Consider the following 16,898-nt stretch of genomic DNA (forward strand, 5'->3'; position numbering starts at 1 on the left):
ATACCGCCGCGCCACCGAGTCCGCCACATCCGTCATAGCTCAACGGTAACGCCCGAAACCAGCTAAAGCGACATTATTTTGTCACAGGCCCTTAGTCGTCGAAGGCACGGGCGGAAGGGCACGAGCTACAGCCACGAGAGGCGATCGCTGATCACATCAGGAGGCCGCGTGTTCGTTCGCGTACCCTCCATTGCTGGTCTCTGCTTGCTCGGCCTGTCTCGGGGCGGCCGGCACCCATTCCCGCAGTTGTTGAACCACCGCGCCGTAGAACGCGTCGGTCGACGTCGTCACGCTGGTGATGAAACTCGCCGCGGTGCCCGACCGCCGGCCGCCCATCGGGAAGGTCTGTTCGAGACAGAAGGAGACGATGTCCCCGGAGCGCCCATTGGTCAGTACCTTCGGATCCTTACGCACCGTGTCGAGGTGCTCGCAGGCTTCGTTGCCGCGCTCGGAGAACACCGCTTCGACCTGAACGTCACCGGGCACATCCTTGAGCTGCCTGAGAAGCCACGACAGCCGACGACCCGTGGTTCCCTCGTTCGGTGCCTCCACGGTGGTGCGGCAGCGGATCTTGTTGGTCCGCACATCCGCGATCACCACCAGATCACCGGCCGTTTCCGGGATCCGCAGCACCGCGTCGAACACCCCGTCGGTCGCCAACCTTTCGGCTACCGCCGCATTGCGGGCCGCGGGGGCGCTGCCGTGACGGCGCGGCAGGATGTGTTTGACGGTGACACCGAGTTCGGCGGTCAGCCGCAGCGCGAGATGACGGGAGAGGGACACCCAGGTGTCCGCCACGGCGGCGGCTTTCTGGTCGCCGGCGCGGAGGGTGCCGGCGGTGACCGCGTCGCGGACGGTCACCCAGTGCCGGCCCATGTCGACGAACTCGGCCGCCCCGGAGCGGGTGTGGTCGAGGTAGCGCAGGAATTCGGCCAGGATCCAGGCCTGCAGGTCGTCGTCGATACCGCCGTGCGAGAGCAACATCCGTGCCTCGTGCGCCACCTCCGCCCACGACAAATGCCGCAGCGCGACCTTGGCGAGCTTGCGGCGGTCGACCTCCACCGGCAACTCCCCGGCACTGGCGGGGACGTCGTTCGACAGGCTGACCACCACGTCGTACTTCTTCTTCCGCGCCACGTCGAGGTAGTTCTCGAGCTGCTCCTTCTCGAGCTTGCCGTTGCCGGTCTTGACCTCGAGCAGGCCGGTCCACACCCTGGTGCCGCGGGAGACCTTCAGCACCGCGTCCGGGATCACCTTCGTCTCACCCCGCTCGTACGCCACCTCCACATAACCTTCGAAGACACCGACCGGGGCCCCTGTCCGGGCGCACACCGCCCGTGCGAAGGGGCGCACCGCCTGCATGGTGGCGATCAAGGCGGAGGTGGCCCTGCGCTCCTGTTCCTCACCGGTCCCGACACCGATAACCGAGAACAACCGCGCCGGCTGCCAGGTGTCCTGTTCGGCGAGGGTGAATTCGACCGGCTTCGACTTTCTCACCGCCCGCTTGGCGGTGCGGACACCCCGGCCTCTCGTCTTCGTCTGTGTCGCCGGTGCGGTGGGTGTGGTGGGCAGTTCGGGCACCAGTTGCGGGGTCTCGCCGGCAGGCCCGTTCGGCGGCGCAGCGGGTTCGACACTGCCGGATGAGTCATCACCGGTGGTGGGTTCGAGATCAGGCTCGTCATCGATGTCGACACCGAAATCCGTGGCCAAACCCGCCAGCCCGGACTCCCATCCCTGCCCGACCGCCCGGATCTTCCACTCAGCGTTGCGGCGGTACACCTCGCCGAACACGAACGCCGACTCGGTTGTGGCATCGGCGGTGACGTACTCGGCAAGGGTGTACCCGGCCCCGTCGACGACACGCAGAGCGAGCTTTCCGAGATCACCGAACCTGCCGTTGCCCACACTGCCGACCAAGGCCACGGTGTGCACGTCCTCCGGCACGGCGGACAGGCCGATCGCAATCCTCGCCTGCGCACCTTCCTCGGTGCCGCTCGTACCCAGGAACCGGATCGACCCGTCCGTCGACTCGGGCTGGTTGTAGAACACGAAATCCTCGTCGGAGCGGACCTTGCCGCCGGAGTTCAGCAGCAAGGCCGACGCATCGACCTCGACCTCTGACTCGGTCCACCCGAGCACCACGTCGATCTGCTCCACCTCAGCGGGCAGCGACACGTTCTGTCCCTTGGACAGCATCGGAAACTCCACCAGAATCCACCCTCGTTCGACCCGAAACCGCACCAACCCTGCCGGGGCCGGGCAGAGCCTGAGCCGACCACCGACGTCCGTCGCATCAACTGCGCATACTAATCGGTTCGTTTCACCCTCGGACACTACCCGGCAAACATCGTGTCACCGGCGGGTTCGCTGGGCATCAACGCACCGATCGTCTCCATCCGCCCGCTGTCGTCTGCGTGAATGACACTGCAAACAAAGAGAAGTGAGTGGGACTGCGGCGATGCGCCAACAACAGGCTCAGCACCTGCAGCACCTCCGCCGATCCCCGCCCAGAAAGACACTCCCGCTGCGGCTACCGCGAGGCCACTACCCCCGTTGCCGACCGAGAGCCGGATTCAGTCGCAGGCGGCTCGGCAATTCGATGGAGGCTCGATCTCCAAACCAGTGACGAACGGCCGACTGCCCGCCCCAAGTCCACAGACACCACCCGGGTTGCACACCACGTGCGCATTTCGTAGGCTTTAACCCTACGAAACGCGCATAAAGGGGTGGTGTCACCATGGCTCTGACACACAGCACCGCCGTACCCACAGCACTGGCCCGCCGGCCCTTGCGCACCTTCCGCCCCCAAGACGCCACCGACGTCTACGCCCACCCCCGCCCCGAACTCGCCCGCCTGGTCACACGCGGCGTCCTGCACCGCGCCGCCCCCGGCTACTACATCGTCACACCCCCCGAACAAGTCGGGCGCCCGTGGATCCCAAACCTCGAAGCCACCGCCGCCGGAATCGCCGCCGCGATCTACGGACCCGACGACGCGATCGTGATGGGCATCAGCGCCGCCCGCCTCCACCATGCGATCCCCCGGGCGTTGGCCACCGCAGTTGTCGCCGTCCCCCACCGGCACCGGACGATCACTCTCACCGATCGGACCGCCACGATCCGTTTCCTCCGCCGCGACACCCCCGAACTCGATGCCGAACGCCTGGATACCCCCCTCGGGCCGGCGCTGGTGACCACCCCGGAACAGACCGTCCTCGACCTGGCACGCTGGCCGGCCCTCGGCGACGCCGAAAACGAAATCCCCACCGCCGTCACCTCGCTCTACCGCCGCAGCGACCGCGAACGTCTCACCACCCTCGCCGCCGAGCAGGGACTGACCGCAGCCCTCACCCGCGCCGAAACCTGGGTGCAGGCAGCCTCGTGAACCTCGACGAACGCGACAGCGTCGCCGACCAGTTCGGCGTCGCCCCCGAACAGGTCGAACGAGACCACCTCATCTCCCTGCTCCTCGCCTACCTCAGTGAACATTTCGCCGACCGACTCCACTTCATCGGCGGCACCGCCCTCGCCCGAACACACCTCCCCAATGGAAGATTGAGTGAGGACATCGACCTCATCGCCCTCGACCCACGACGCAGCGTCCTGGCCGCCGACCTCGACAAAGCGCTCCCGAGAGCATTGCAACGCGCATACGGCCGACTCGAATGGGCGCCCCCGCTCAGCGCCGGATCGAGTGTGGACGCCGCCACCCTCCACACCACCGGCGGACTCTCGGTGAAAATCCAACTCCTCTCCTCCACCGACCGCACCCTCTGGCCCACCGAACCCCGCACCCTCATCCAGCGCTACAGCGACGCCCCACCCGCCCGGCTGCTCGTGCCCACCCTGCCCGCGTTCGCCGCCTCCAAAACCACCACCTGGTGCGACCGCGCCGCCGCCCGCGACCTCTGGGACCTCTGGGCACTGACCAACATCGGCGCCATCAACCCCGACACCGCGGCACTATTCCGCAAACACGGGCCCACCGGGAAGAACCCCGGCACCTACGTCTTCACCCGCCCGCCCAGCACCAACGACTGGCACACACAACTCGCCGGCCAAACCCGACTCACCATCACCGCCACCGACGCCCTCCACACCGTCCGCACCGCATGGGACCACCTCACACCCCACCCCTGACACATCCCGAACCCACGCGCGCGGGCGACGCCTCACCGATGCACCAGAATCAGATCCACCGAATTTCGGACAGGTCCCCCGAACCGGCCCGCCGCCGCATGAACGTGGCAGCCGCAAGTGACCTGTTCGCTGAATTTCCGACGTGGTCGAGGAGTCGCCCCTTATCAGGGCAGGGCGGATTCGAGCGGTTGTCGCGATGCTGCGTGAACATTGTGACAGTCGAGCGGCAAAGAACCGTTGCCGGCGTGGCCCAGCCCAGGCGCATTCGTGGCCGATTGTTGAAAGGGTCCTCGACCCGTCGCAGGTCCTCGACGGCGTAGGAACGCAAGTCGGTGCCCCTGGAAACTAGTGGCGTAGCGTGCCGGTTAGGCGTTGACACGGACTCCCAGGCGGCGAAGTAGGTGCTTTCGCCCGTATCGGCGGCCAAGCAAATCATGGCGAGCCAGCTCGCTGCCCTGGTCTATGGGTCAACGTGCGCGCACTCGCGGTTGGTCAGCGACCGCGGTGGCCAAAGCCGCGGCGAAGTCCTCACCCCTGCGGCGATCGGGCACATACACCAGGCGGACGAAACGGCTAGCTCGGCTGGCAGCGTGCCGATCGCCGCAGCCCGTGGCGGCCAACGACGAGGTCGCCTCGAAGCCACCGACCCGCTTGTGGGCCGATGCTTCGGCGGGGCGTTCGTCGATCATTATCCGAGTGCGCAGCACCGGGGGGCCGGCTTTGTCTCACACCCGAGCAGGGACCGGCAATCAACACCGAGCTGAGTTCCTCGGTGCAGGAGCTCGCGTGGGTGGAAAGGACCGTCATCGACCAGAGCGCCCAGCTCCCTCCCCACACTTCCGGCTACCCCTATGTGCCCGCACAAGGCTTAGCCGCCCGGGGTAGCCGGAACGCGTGCCGTCCGCCAACACGAATACGGCGCAACGGGCGGACAGCACGCACCACTCGTTTCCCCACCACATCGCGACTACCCGCTCGGCAGCCCAATCGGCATGGCGCAGCGGTGGAGCGTATCCGCTCAGGTCACAGCACCATCACACCCAAACACACACCAGCGGCTGAACACTTCGCTAGGCGGAACACCCTGGCTCAAGCATTCACGTTGAGGCGTACGTTCAAGGCACTCGTAACAATCCTAAGAGCCAAGCCGTAGCGACGCACTGTCAGGAGCGTTCCGCTCCGCGAATCTCACTGCGCAGCACGTGTTTGAGTATCTTGCCCGACGGATTTCGCGGAATGTCGCGGATGACAAGATCGCGGGGCAGCTTGTAGTCGGAGACGTATTCGGATGCAAATTCGCGTAATTCGGCCAACGTCATGTCACACCCTGTCACCGGGGTCACCACCGCGACGATGGTTTCTCCGAAGGTGTCGTCGGGGCGGCCGACGATCGCGACATCGAGGACATCCGGGTGGCCAGCGAGAGCGTTCTCGACCTCGACCGAGTACACGTTGCGCCCTCCGGTGATGATCATGTCCTTCGTCCGATCGACGATCGTGATGTAGCCATCGGCATCCCTGACTGCCAAGTCCCCACTGTGTAGCCAGCCGTCGCGAATGGTGTCGGCGGTGGCCTCGGGCTTGTTCCAATACCCCTTCATGAGGGTTTCGCCGCGCACGATCATCTCGCCGGTCTCTCCGACCGCGACATCGTTACCGTCCGGATCGACGAGGCGGACTTCAGCGTTGAAGAGCGGCCACCGCCCGGTGGCATCCGGACGGGCTCGAACCTCCTCGGGCGTCGAGTAGATCCCGGTCGGTCCTCCCTCGGTCTGACCGCACAGCTGGAAGAAGCCGACCCCCGGCAAGGTCGCGACCAGCTTCGCAACCGCACTCGGCGGCATCGGAGCCGCCCCGAAGAAGCCGAGCCGCCATGCGGACAGCTCACGCTCGCCGAGGTCGGGAAGCGTCATCATCAGCTGATACATCGTCGGGACCCCGAGGAAGACGGAGATTCGATGCTGCTCGAGCGCATCCACCACGGCATTCGGTTCGAAGGCCGGCAGAATCACGTGTGTGCAGCCCATCGAGAAGCCGGCGAGCACCAACAGCGCCAACTCGGCGCAGTGATACATCGGCGCCACATGCAGGATACGATCGGACGAATTCACGCCGAGGGAGCTCATCGAGTGGCCGACCCAGAGCATCCGGTGGTGGTCGAACAGCGCTCCCTTGGGGAGCCCGGTGGTACCGGACGTATACAGGATGATGCAGTCATCTTCCTCGGACACATCGGTGTCCGGTTCGGTGTCCGGCATTTGACGCACGATTTCGGCAATCGACGAAGCGGCCTCGGATTCGTTCAGATACAGCAACTGTGGTGCCGAAGTGAGCGGTTCGAACCGCCTCAGCCCCTCGACCGCATCCGCGACACCTGGGCCGAGCAATGCCACCGAGGCGCCGGAATCGTCTAGCATGTAACGCAATTCACGGGACGTGGCACGAGGGTTCAACGGCACGAAGATCGCGCCGAGCTTGTACGCGGCGTACATCGCCAGCACGTAGCGGTCGGAGTTCGGGGACATGACCGCTACCCGGTCACCCTTGCTCACACCCAACGAACTGAGTGCGTGTGCGTATCTGTTGATTTCACTGTTCAGATCCTGGTAGGTGCGTTCGTTCCCTTCGAAGATCAACGCGGTACGATCCGGGTGCCGATGCGCGTTGAGCGTCATCTGACCGCCAAGCGTTGCCATGATTCCTCCACTGTCCTTTTGCGATTTGGAATTGGTGTTGCTGATAGCTACGCGCTCGACTGCGTCAGCGAAAGGAGGGCTTCCGCCTACCCACGACGGTGGTAACGCCTCGGCGAAGTCCGCGGTAACGAACAATTCGATTCGCCCGTTGCGCTCGAATCGCGCAGTCGAACGCGGATGCACTCAATGCCCTGTTGGTGAGCTCCTGGGCGCGGTACGGGCCGGCCGCGCACCGCCTGGCTCTCCCGGCCCCCGTCACGACTACCAATCGTGTGTTCGGGTCGGCGTCGGCATCTTGGATCACCCGACTCAGCGCCTGCACGGCGTCGACATCGAGCGCGTTCCTACGCTCCGGGCGGGTGATAGCTATCCGGGTGATCCCGCCATCGTGGTCGATGATGATATCCGGCGTTGGCGTAGCGGTCCCAGCCGGCGTCTGGGGTTCGATAGGCAATCTCCTGCTCCGGATCCGTGCGGGCCACGTGCCGGATCGTGGTCACCGCTTGTCTTCGGATCCGCTCGAAGATGCCGGTGTTTCGCGGCCGCTCGCTTCGCAGACGGTCAGAGGGCCGGTTCGCTTGCCGTGCGCTCGAGGGCGTGATCCACAACGACACACCCACGCTTGAGGACGGCAACCGGGGAGCGCAGCGTAGAAATGTCCTCGGCGGGATTGGCCTCGGCAAGTATGGCGTCGGCCCACGCGCCTGGACGCAATCTGCCCGCGTCGGCCCCGATACCGAGAGCATCAGCCGATTCGCAGGTAGCCGATCTCAGAGCCTGAAGAGGACTCATACCTGCCTCGACGTAGATCTCGAGCTCCACCGGCATCAAATCGAATCCGACATGCTTTGGACCTGCGTCGGTCCCGCCGATCACCTGGACACCGGCCTCGAAGAACTCCGCGAGATTGGTGAAGCGAGCGTCAAGGCGCTTGATTGCATTGGTATCGTTCGAATTGACCAGATCGCCGCTGGCACGAAGCCTGTCGGCAACGATTCGAGCGACCACAACGGTAGGTCCGACGCTGACGCCCGCATCCACGGCCTTGCGCAATAGTTCACGATCCGGAGCAGGTTGCTCGTCCGCGTCGAGCATGGATGCGTGTTCGATCATATGGACCCCGGCGTCGATGCTGGCGTCCATAGCTGCCGTAGCGTGACAGTGCGCCGCCACACGCATGCCGTAATCGGTGGCGATATCGACAGTGTGACAAAGCAGAACAGGATCGAACTCGAGCCTTCCGGGCTTGGTGCCGGGCGTCATTCCCCCGCCGCTGACCATCACCTTGACCCAAGTGGCACCCGCATTCCGTTGCTCGGTCACCAATGCCTCGACCTCTTGCCGGGTTCTGACCTCTCCGCCGAACACGTGCCCATGACCGCCCGGCGAGCAAATGGGCGCGCCCACGTGCAGAATTGTCGCCACATCCGGTAGGCCTTCAGTGGTCTGCACGATCGCCTTCAGCAGATGCCTCGCTGTTCCGCAATCACGGACAGTGGTGATTCCGGAGAGAAGCGCTGCGCGCGCGTTGGAGACAACTTGCTGCAGCTTCTCTTCGTCCGTGCTGGCAAGGTAGTCCGCCATCGGGTCACCGCGCGTGTTCATGACCAGGTGGACATGCGAGTCGATCAGGCCGGGCACCAAATATCTGCCTCCGGCATCGAATACCGAATCCGGCAGAGGAATCAAGCCGGACCCAACGATCTTGTCGATACGACCGCCGGACAACCACACATCGCTGGGGTCGGTGGCCGCTCCTGTTTCCAGATCGACAACCCTGACATTAGCAATGACGTCAATGACCTCGATCGAGGCAGGGGACATTCGGTCGGCTGATGCCGTCATGATGATCTCCTCATTTTCGTATTTGAGTATGATTTCCGCGCAGCACTATTCGACGACATCGAGCAGTGCACAAATTGCTTTCCCGGCGGTATGTATGTCGCTGCTCGTGACGTCGAGATGGGTAAGGGCTCGCAGTGTCGACGGACCGAACGCACCGATTCTGATTCCGGTTTCTCGCAACAGCCGGTCGGCTAGATCTGCGGGAGACGTTCGCGTACCGATCAGGTCGAAGATGACAATGTTGGTCTGCACCCGGGCTGGATCGAGGGACACTCGCGGATGCGTCGAAATGGCTTCGGCGAGGGCGCGAGCGTGATCGTGGTCGTCGGCGAGTCGGTCGACATGGTGCCGCAGTGCGTAGGTTCCGGCGGCCGCGACGATGCCCGACTGGCGCAGCGCACCGCCCCATCGCTGCTTGAGACGCCAGGCCTCCTCGATGAAATCGACGTCGCCTGCCAGAATCGCCCCGAACGGCGCTCCGAGGCCCTTACTCAGATCCAGCCAGACCGAGTCGAAGGGCTCACAGAACTCGCGTGCACTCACTCCGGTGGCAACGACGGCGTTGAGCAGCCGCGCACCATCCATGTGACACTGCAATCCGTGCCCTTTGGCGGTATCCGTGACGGTGGTGATTTCGTCAAGAGTCCAGCACCGTCCGCCGCCGAGATTCGAGGTCTGTTCGATCGACACCAGTCGCGACCGCGGTGCATGTCTACCGGGAGGTCGAATTGCCTTGTCCAGCTCTTCCGCCGTGAACACCCCGTGGTCAGCGGTGATCGGAGTGAGGAGCGCTCCGGCGAGGGCGGCCGGTCCGCCGCCCTCGTAGTGAAGTGCGTGCGCAGTGTCGTCGACGAGAATTTCGTCGCCTGGTCGGCAGTGAATGGCGTAGGAGATCTGGTTGCACATGGTGCCGGACGGCAGGAAGACCGCGGCGTTCTTTCCCAGGAGTTGTCGAGCCAGTTCCGTCAGTTCGTTGGTTGACGGGTCCTCACCCTTTTGCTCGTCACCGACAGGGGCATCCATCATCGCCGCGCGCATCCCTGCTGTGGGACGACTGACGGTGTCGCTGTACAGGTCCACTGAAATCTCGAATGGCGAAGGGGTCGGGACGACACCGGCGTAGCTCATCGCTGCTGCTCCGCCGACTCGGCCGTAACCGACGCGAATGAATCGCGCGGTCCGAAGACTTGAAAATCTTCTCGCGGGAGAACAATTCTGGCGTGGGACGCGTCGGTGCGTATTCTGCTTTGCACCGACAAGCTTTGGGTGCCGATGCCAATCAGATAGCGGTAGTGGCTGCCGTGATAGGACCGCTCCAACACCGGCCCGCTGACGCTGTCTCGGCCCGCGGGTGGGGCATGTCCGTCCATGACCAGATCCAGTGATTCCGGTCGAATCGCGATCACGACGCTGTCGGATTCGATATCCGATTGCACTGTGATGGGCTGGTCAAGACCATCGACCTTCACGATCAGTGCGCCACGCTCACGGCCGAGCACTGTGCCTTCCACGAGGTTGCTGGTGCCGACGAAGTCGGCAACGAACAGATCCGTCGGATTGTTGTAAATCGTTTCGGGCGTACCGATTTGACGGATGGTGCCTTGCGACATCACTGCTATGTGATCGCTCATACCCAACGCCTCGTCCTGATCATGCGTCACGAAAACGGTGGTGACGCCGATCCTGCGCTGGAGTTGCCACAGCCAGTCGCGCGTGCGCTCTCGCAGCTTGGCGTCGAGGTTGGAGAACGGCTCGTCCAGCAGCAGGAGCTCAGGAGGGAAGGCGAGCGCACGTGCAAGCGCCACCCGCTGCTGTTGTCCCCCGGAAAGCTCGTGTGGATAGCGCTCCGACTGGGAGCTCAGGTCGACGAGCTCGAGAACCTCGTCGACTCGCTTTCGGATCGCTTCTGGTTTGAACCGACGCAACCGCAGCGGGTATCCCACGTTGTCGCGCACCGTCATGTGCGGCCACACCGCGTAGGACTGAAACACCACGCCGCAGTCGCGACGTTCGGGGGGCAGGTGGATCGACCGGTCGTTGTCGAAGAACGTGCGGTCGCCGACGACGACACTTCCGCTGTCGGGACGCAGGAGCCCGGCGATCGACCACAAAGTGGTCGACTTACCGCAACCACTCGGGCCGAGCAGCGTCAGGATTTGACCATCGCCGGCGGTAACAGACACATCGTTCAGGACGGTCGTGGGACCGAAGGTCTTCGTCAGGTTCCGAATTGTGAGCTCAGACATGGACACGCGCTCCAAATGCTAGGCGCCCGACCCCAAGGACGACCGCGGTAATGACGAGTTGGATGACACCGAGGGCAGCGACGGTTCCACCCACACCCCCGGCAGCCAGCTGAAGCATGGCGAGCCCGAGAACCTGAGTGTCGGGCGTGACCAGGAATACGGCCGCCTCGGCCTCATTGAGCATGGCTACGAATATCAGAATGAACGAGACGCTCATTGCCGGCACCAGTAACCGAATCAGGATAGTTCGCATCGCGGTCCACCAATCCGCCCCCGACGTTCGTGCTGCGAGGTCGAGATCTTTTCCGAGCGTTGCGATCGCCGGGTAGAAAGCGTTGTAGCCCATGGCAAGCGCACGGACTGCGAAGGCGATGCCCAACGCCCACAGTGTCGCCCGAAAGCCTCCGGACTTGTCCAGTACGGCAAACGTCCAGAAGAAGGCCATACCGGTGATCAGGCCGGGAACCGCGCGTGGGTAGAGGACTATGTGCTCCAACGATCCGCGGAACCGAAAGTTGGACCGATGCGCGACCAACGCGATCACAACCACGCATACGGTCGCAACAGTTGAACCGACAGTCGCGATCACGAGGCTGTTCCGTATCGCGCCGGTGTAAAACGGGTTGGACAGGATCGTAACGAAATTACCTGTCGTCAGCACGGTCAACGGGTTCACGAACGGGCTCAGGATACCGGTGAAGGCTGACAGCACGATACCGCCGAGTGGGACGAGCGTGGAGAAGATCAGGACTACAAACACCACAGCCGAGATGACCCAGCGGAACCAGCCGAGTTGCACGGATACCGCAGGGCGAGAGGATTTGCCACCTGTCGTCGCAAATCGTCCAAGGTCACCGGCGAGCCGGTTTCGAAGAAAAAGCAACAGTGTGACGCCGACAAGCATCAGGATCGCGCCGGCCGGAAGGGCTCCCTGCCCACCCTGAACCCGCCCGATCCAGTGGTTGTACAGGTAGGTCGACATCAGATCGATATTCGCCGAGGATCCGAGCAGCAGGGGCACACCCAACGTCTCCAGGGAGAGCGCAAAGACGATCAGACCCGAATTGAGAAGTGCCGGCCGCAGCAACGGGAAGGTGATCGAGAGTAGCGCTCGCGCCGGACGCGCGCCGGCACAACGCGCAGCTTCCTCGAGTACCGACGACCCGGAAGCCAATGTCGCTCGTGCGAAAAGAAAGACGATAGGAGCACCCAGTACCGTGGCCATGATCACCATGCCGGTCATGCTGTAGAGATCGAACGGGACACTGAACGGCGTGTACTTGGTCAGCAAATGTGATGCGTAGCCGGTCGGCGCCCACATCGCCTGCCATCCCACAACCAGAACCAAACCTGGCAACGCCAAGGGAAGAACGAGCAGAACTCCGTAGACCCGCCGTAACGTCATATCGGTGCGGGTGATCAGCAGGGCAAATGTTGTACCCACTGCCACTGATGCAGCCGTCGTAGCCACCGCGAACTTCAGGCTGTTTGCAACGGCACGCCACCAATCCCGATCGGAGAGGAGGTGACGGAAGCTTGCGAGCGACCAGGTGCCGGTGTCGTCGTAGAGCGGAGTAGACCACAGAGACGACCAGATGATCGGGATGATCGGGCCGAGAACAACCAGTGCCACAATCCCCCAGACTCCATACTGGATAACGGATTCCGGTAACCAAGCCCTCATACGCCTGGCCGGCGGTGTCTCGATCTTCTGGTGCGATGGCGGACCACTGCGAACGATCGTGTTGTTGCTCATTTCCCGAACGCTGCCTTCCAGCGGCTCACGATCTCTGTCTGCGACGAAACCAGCGCGTCATCCCAGTTGGTGAAGTAGACATTCTCCGCGCCGAATTCGGCAGTGACCTCGTCGACGGTAAAGCCGTCACATTCAACGCCTGCCAAGTACGGCGTGAACCCACCCTTGCACGCCGCCACCTGCCCCTGTTCCGTCAACATGAAGTTGGAGAACACTTTTGCGGCATTCGGCGACGCGCCCTTCGCGGTGATTCCGATACCCCGGGGGACGAACGGTGTGCCGTCGGCATACAATCGGAGATTCAGTATTTGTGCGGTGGCAGCCTCGATGACAGATCGTATGGCTCCGCTCGAGAAATAGGATGCGACTGCCGCTCCCTGACTGAGCTTGCTGAACATCGGCCCCGCGCTGGTTTCCGTCTGGGAGTTCTGACCGAGCTTCTCGAGGAGCGGCCACGCGTTGTCGTGATTCGCAACAAATGTCTGTGTGACCATGTAACCGAATCCGCTGGTGCCGTCGTACGTGACGAGTTTCCCTGTCAATGGCCCCGAGTCCGCCATGTCGGCGAGTTCGGCCAATGTCTTCGGCTGCTCGCTCTCGGGCAGAACAGCTTTGTTGAATACACCAACGGCCGGGTTTTCCTCGACCGCAAACACACCCGGCGCAAGTTTCGCGTACTCCGGTAGACCGACCGCGGCCGGTGGAGTGAAGTCCAGGACTTCACCTCGCTTGACCAGATCGAGGTAGGAAACTCCATCGGTGCCAAGAATGACATCGGAAGTCTGACCTCCCGTGGAGCTTTCGCTGAGGTAGCGCTGGAAGGACTCGGCCGGGTTCAGGTACACGTAGCTGACGTCGATGTCTGGGAACTGGTTGTTGAATGCGGCGATCACGGGCTGCATGATCTCGTTCTGCGCGTCGCCGTAGACGGTCACCGAGCCTTCGTCCTTGGCTGCGGCAACAGTTGCCGGATCAAGTTGCTTCGACGGATCGATGGCATGCGCCGACGGGTCGCCGGCACCGATGGGTGTATCGACAGCTCCTTGGCCGCCGCACCCGGCCAGCAAGGTCGCCGCGCACACCGCGACAACCCACGAGGACCTACGTTTCATCTCTCACTCCTTGACGGCGGTCATCCGCCTTGGTTTTCGAAGTTGGTGAAGACTTCTTCCGGGGACCGAATGTCCCCAGGCGCCTCTCGCAGCAGGTTTCACCCTCTGGGCCCCGCTGCGGCGAAGGCTCGTTGTGAATCAACCTCGATTCACTGTGTCCTGCGTTACTCTCCCATGCAATGGCTCTGAGCGCAATAAGTGATTCTCGATTAGGATGATGATGTGACGACACACAGGTTAGCGAAGCCCGAACTCCGCACCCGACCGCGCAATCGTCGGGCGATGATTCTGGCTGCGGCCGCCGAGCTCTTCGCACGCAAGGGCTACCCCCAGGTCGCGATGGCAGAAATTGCAGAGGCCGTCGGCGTGCAACCCTCTGCGCTGTACCGACACTTCTCGAACAAGGAAGACATCCTCCAAGAAGCGATCTTGGCACTGGATGTACCGGAAGCATCAGACGAAACCTTCGAGGAGATCCTCGAACGGCTTTCCGCAATCACCCGCGACAACCCCTGGACGGGAGTGCTCTGGCAGCGCGAGTCCCGCAATCTGCCGCTCCCTGTTCGCGCCGACGTGACCATCAGAGGACAGCTGATTGCTGCGAATCTCGGTACGGCGCTCAGAGCCACGCGCCCCGAGCTCAGCGACCTTCAGACCGAAATGCTTGCATGGTCGACCTTGGCAATCGCGCTCGGCACTTTCGACCCCCAACAAGGAGATCCCGCACGAGACGAACACCTTGTCCAGGAGATGCTACGAACAGCAGCAGAGGCTGACATCCCGGCGATCGGAGCGTCATCACCACTGGGAACAAGCAGAGTCGCAGGCTTTCAATCACGTCGTGAAGCGCTCCTTGCCGCCGCGATTCCGCTGTTCGCCGAGCGCGGTTATGCAGCGGTCAGCCTCGACGACGTCGGGGCAGCAGTGGGCATAGCCGGCCCCAGCATCTACACCCACTTCCCACGCAAGTCGGACTTGCTCTCCACGGCACTCCACCGCGCCAACGAAGTCCTCTGGATGGACATGTCCCGTGTCATGGCCCTGGCTGAGGACGAAAGGGACGCACTCAACCGATTGCTTCAGTGCTACATCACATTTTCCCTCAACTCCGTGGACTTCATCCAGCTACTCAGGGCAGAGGTTCCCCAACTACCCGACGCGGAGAGAGCCACGTACCTCCAGCACCAGAATCAGTACATCAACGAATGGGTCCATCTGTTGCGCAGGGTTCACCCAGAGGCCACCATGGCTGCCTGCGAAACGCGAGTGCGTACCACCCTCCACGTAATCCACGCCGTCGCCCGCCGCCCCCATCTTCGCTGTTGCGCTGGAGTCCATGAATCACTCGAGGTTCTCGGATGTGCCCTCATTGATCTGCACTGAAAGGTGCATTGTGGTCATAGTGCAGGGGTGAACCCGTCCGCAGCCCACCGGCACCGGAACGACCTGCACCGGCTTCGGTCGGCTGTCAGTCCACTCCTCCCCGGTGGTAGTGGTCCGAGTACGCCGCCAGCACTTCGTCGAGGTATGCGTCGTCCACCACCAGTCAGTCGCCGAGCTGTTTCAGCAGGGGTGTGAGGCGCTACCCCGACCAACCTGCGGCATCGCCAGTGAGGTCATGGCCTGCTCGACGCCGTCGATGCCCGTAGGGGCCGCCTGCACGGGCGGCGACGTAAACGAGAAGGCCCGTGACACCCCTGAGCCCATGCACCTCGACCATCTCGGGCATTCCGTTGAGCGCCTACGAAATTCGGGCCAACTTCTAATGCATGACGCTGATGAAGATGAATACGATCAGCGGACACCCCGAGAGCGCCGGGACCGATCCGGCCCTCGAAGGAATGCAGGACACCCCGCTTCTCGAGCTTGCCGAGGCGGCCTGCCACCGTCTTGCGGGACGGCCGGTCTTGTCGGCCAGCGCAATCACCGTCGCCCGCGAATCCTCGTCGAATGCGTCGAGGATTCTGGCATCGATGGAATCGACGATGGCCGTGCTGGGCATATTGCCAACCTCCAACTGGGATGTGGGCGCCCTGGTGCGCAGAATGCTGAAATTCTGCGATGGGTATTGCTCGAAGTGCATGCCGATGCTCAACTGTAGGCGAGTTCTGCACACGGGACTTCCTCTTCAACAGGCGGATTCACCGCCACGGGCAGCGTCGGAATCTCACCAGAGCCACCTGCCTGACAACACCGACCGCCGCTCACGACCTGAGCCTGGCCGCAGTTCGGCCGGTGCCGAGAACTCACAGGCAAGGACGCAAATTTCATGCAGGCCACACACACAGTCGACACCAGCATCCACACCGCTCCCTCCCCGACCCCCGAGGCACTCGTGGAGATCGAGCAGCGCGTGCTATGGCTGGCGACCGCGATGATTCATCACGCCAACCGGGTTCGGCCCAACCCGTCGGGGTTGAAGGTCGGTGGTCATCAGGCGTCGTGTGCGTCGATCGCGACCATCATGACCTCGCTCTGGTTCGAGCAGCTCCGGCCGGGTGACCGGGTGTCGGTGAAACCGCACGCCTCGCCGGTGCTGCACGGCATCAACTACCTGCTCGGCGAGCTGGACGAAAAGTATCTGACCACGTTGCGGGAGTTCGGTGGGCTGCAGTCGTACCCGTCCCGGTCGAAAGATCCGGATCCGGTGGACTATTCGACCGGGTCGGTCGGCATCGGCGCGACCGCCCCGATCTGGGGTGCCATCGCCCGCCGCTACGTGAACACCCAGATCGGGTCGGCGGGGACGGGCCGGCAGTACTCCCTCGTCGGCGACGCCGAACTGGACGAGGGCGCGGTGTGGGAGGCGATCCTCGACCACTCCGTGTCCGAACTCGGCGAGATCGTGTGGATCGTCGACCTGAACCGGCAGTCCCTGGACCGGGTGGTGCCGAACATCGCCGCCGGCCGGCTCGAGGCGATGTTTGCCGCCGCCGGGTGGCAGGTGCTCACCGTGAAGTTCGGGACCCTGCTCGAGTCGCTGTTCACCCGCCCCGGCGGGCCGGCGCTGCGTTCGCGGATCCTGGACATGCCCAACCCCGAATACCAGCGGCTGCTGCGGTGCGACGCCGCGCAGGTACGAGACCGGCTGCCGGGGGACGGC

The 16,898-nt window shown here is 63.4% G+C and carries 12 protein-coding genes and 1 pseudogene; 4 read left to right on the plus strand and 9 right to left on the minus strand.

The window, feature by feature from the left end; translation table 11 throughout:
• Nucleotides 1–156: 156 nt before the first annotated feature.
• Nucleotides 157–2,208 (minus strand): TerD family protein, encoded by a 2,052-nt coding sequence (locus ACFWAY_RS49615; protein ID WP_378515959.1) that lies wholly within the window; start codon nt 2,206–2,208, stop codon nt 157–159.
• A gap of 529 nt (nt 2,209–2,737) precedes the next feature.
• Here ACFWAY_RS49615 and ACFWAY_RS49620 point away from each other — a divergent pair.
• Nucleotides 2,738–3,385, plus strand: coding sequence for a type IV toxin-antitoxin system AbiEi family antitoxin (locus ACFWAY_RS49620; RefSeq protein WP_378454095.1), 648 nt, complete (start codon nt 2,738–2,740; stop codon nt 3,383–3,385).
• Nucleotides 3,382–4,140: a nucleotidyl transferase AbiEii/AbiGii toxin family protein gene (locus ACFWAY_RS49625; RefSeq protein WP_378454096.1), complete on the plus strand. Its 759-nt coding sequence runs from the start codon at nt 3,382–3,384 to the stop codon at nt 4,138–4,140. The genes ACFWAY_RS49620 and ACFWAY_RS49625 overlap by 4 nt, the downstream gene beginning before the upstream one ends.
• Nucleotides 4,141–5,303: 1,163 nt before the next feature.
• Here the strand turns inward: ACFWAY_RS49625 and ACFWAY_RS49630 are convergent.
• The 7 genes from ACFWAY_RS49630 to ACFWAY_RS49660 all read right to left on the minus strand — a co-directional run bounded on the left by ACFWAY_RS49630 (nt 5,304) and on the right by ACFWAY_RS49660 (nt 13,795).
• Nucleotides 5,304–6,836, minus strand: coding sequence for a class I adenylate-forming enzyme family protein (locus tag ACFWAY_RS49630; RefSeq protein ID WP_378515960.1), 1,533 nt, complete (start codon nt 6,834–6,836; stop codon nt 5,304–5,306).
• A 64-nt stretch (nt 6,837–6,900) separates the two neighbouring features.
• Nucleotides 6,901–7,290, minus strand: coding sequence for an enoyl-CoA hydratase/isomerase family protein (locus ACFWAY_RS49635; RefSeq protein ID WP_378515961.1), 390 nt, complete (start codon nt 7,288–7,290; stop codon nt 6,901–6,903).
• A 107-nt stretch (nt 7,291–7,397) separates the two neighbouring features.
• Entirely contained in the window at nt 7,398–8,681 is a 1,284-nt protein-coding gene (locus ACFWAY_RS49640; RefSeq protein ID WP_378515962.1) for an amidohydrolase family protein, read from the minus strand.
• Between the two features lie 45 nt (nt 8,682–8,726).
• Nucleotides 8,727–9,809, minus strand: a complete 1,083-nt coding sequence (locus tag ACFWAY_RS49645) for a threonine aldolase family protein (RefSeq protein WP_378515963.1) — start codon at nt 9,807–9,809, stop codon at nt 8,727–8,729.
• Nucleotides 9,806–10,927 carry an ABC transporter ATP-binding protein gene (locus ACFWAY_RS49650; protein WP_378515964.1) on the minus strand — a complete coding sequence of 374 codons (1,122 nt, stop codon included), beginning with the start codon at nt 10,925–10,927 and terminating at the stop codon, nt 9,806–9,808. The genes ACFWAY_RS49645 and ACFWAY_RS49650 overlap by 4 nt, the downstream gene beginning before the upstream one ends.
• Entirely contained in the window at nt 10,920–12,683 is a 1,764-nt protein-coding gene (locus tag ACFWAY_RS49655) for an ABC transporter permease (RefSeq protein WP_378454102.1), read from the minus strand. The genes ACFWAY_RS49650 and ACFWAY_RS49655 overlap by 8 nt, the downstream gene beginning before the upstream one ends.
• Nucleotides 12,680–13,795, minus strand: a complete 1,116-nt coding sequence (locus ACFWAY_RS49660) for an ABC transporter substrate-binding protein (RefSeq protein ID WP_378515965.1) — start codon at nt 13,793–13,795, stop codon at nt 12,680–12,682. The genes ACFWAY_RS49655 and ACFWAY_RS49660 overlap by 4 nt, the downstream gene beginning before the upstream one ends.
• A 282-nt stretch (nt 13,796–14,077) precedes the next feature.
• Between ACFWAY_RS49660 and ACFWAY_RS49665 the strand changes: the two genes are divergently transcribed.
• A complete protein-coding gene (locus tag ACFWAY_RS49665; protein ID WP_378454104.1) occupies nt 14,078–15,178 on the plus strand; it encodes a TetR/AcrR family transcriptional regulator in 1,101 nt (366 codons plus the stop codon).
• A gap of 379 nt (nt 15,179–15,557) precedes the next feature.
• Here ACFWAY_RS49665 and ACFWAY_RS49670 read toward each other — a convergent pair whose 3' ends face one another.
• The gene (locus tag ACFWAY_RS49670) at nt 15,558–15,890 is read right to left on the minus strand and encodes an AsnC family protein (protein WP_378515966.1); all 333 of its coding nucleotides are present in this window, start codon (nt 15,888–15,890) and stop codon (nt 15,558–15,560) included.
• Between the two features lie 174 nt (nt 15,891–16,064).
• Here ACFWAY_RS49670 and ACFWAY_RS49675 point away from each other — a divergent pair.
• Nucleotides 16,065–16,898 (plus strand): annotated as a pseudogene (locus ACFWAY_RS49675) (pyruvate dehydrogenase); the annotation flags it as partial.

Origin of the sequence: Rhodococcus sp. NPDC059968, from assembly GCF_042738615.1 — a bacterium.
Classification (GTDB): Bacteria; Actinomycetota; Actinomycetes; order Mycobacteriales; family Mycobacteriaceae; genus Rhodococcus_F.

Bases quoted from the DNA above. Each gene is read 5' to 3' on its own strand.
- ACFWAY_RS49655 (WP_378454102.1), bottom strand. From the start codon at position 12,683: ATGAGCAACAACACGATCGTTCGCAGTGGTCCGCCATCGCACCAGAAG.
- ACFWAY_RS49645 (WP_378515963.1), bottom strand. From the start codon at position 9,809: ATGAGCTACGCCGGTGTCGTCCCGACCCCTTCGCCATTCGAGATTTCA.
- ACFWAY_RS49665 (WP_378454104.1), top strand. From the start codon at position 14,078: ATGATTCTGGCTGCGGCCGCCGAGCTCTTCGCACGCAAGGGCTACCCC.
- ACFWAY_RS49650 (WP_378515964.1), bottom strand. From the start codon at position 10,927: ATGTCTGAGCTCACAATTCGGAACCTGACGAAGACCTTCGGTCCCACG.
- ACFWAY_RS49640 (WP_378515962.1), bottom strand. From the start codon at position 8,681: ATGACGGCATCAGCCGACCGAATGTCCCCTGCCTCGATCGAGGTCATT.
- ACFWAY_RS49620 (WP_378454095.1), top strand. From the start codon at position 2,738: ATGGCTCTGACACACAGCACCGCCGTACCCACAGCACTGGCCCGCCGG.
- ACFWAY_RS49660 (WP_378515965.1), bottom strand. From the start codon at position 13,795: ATGAAACGTAGGTCCTCGTGGGTTGTCGCGGTGTGCGCGGCGACCTTG.
- ACFWAY_RS49630 (WP_378515960.1), bottom strand. From the start codon at position 6,836: ATGGCAACGCTTGGCGGTCAGATGACGCTCAACGCGCATCGGCACCCG.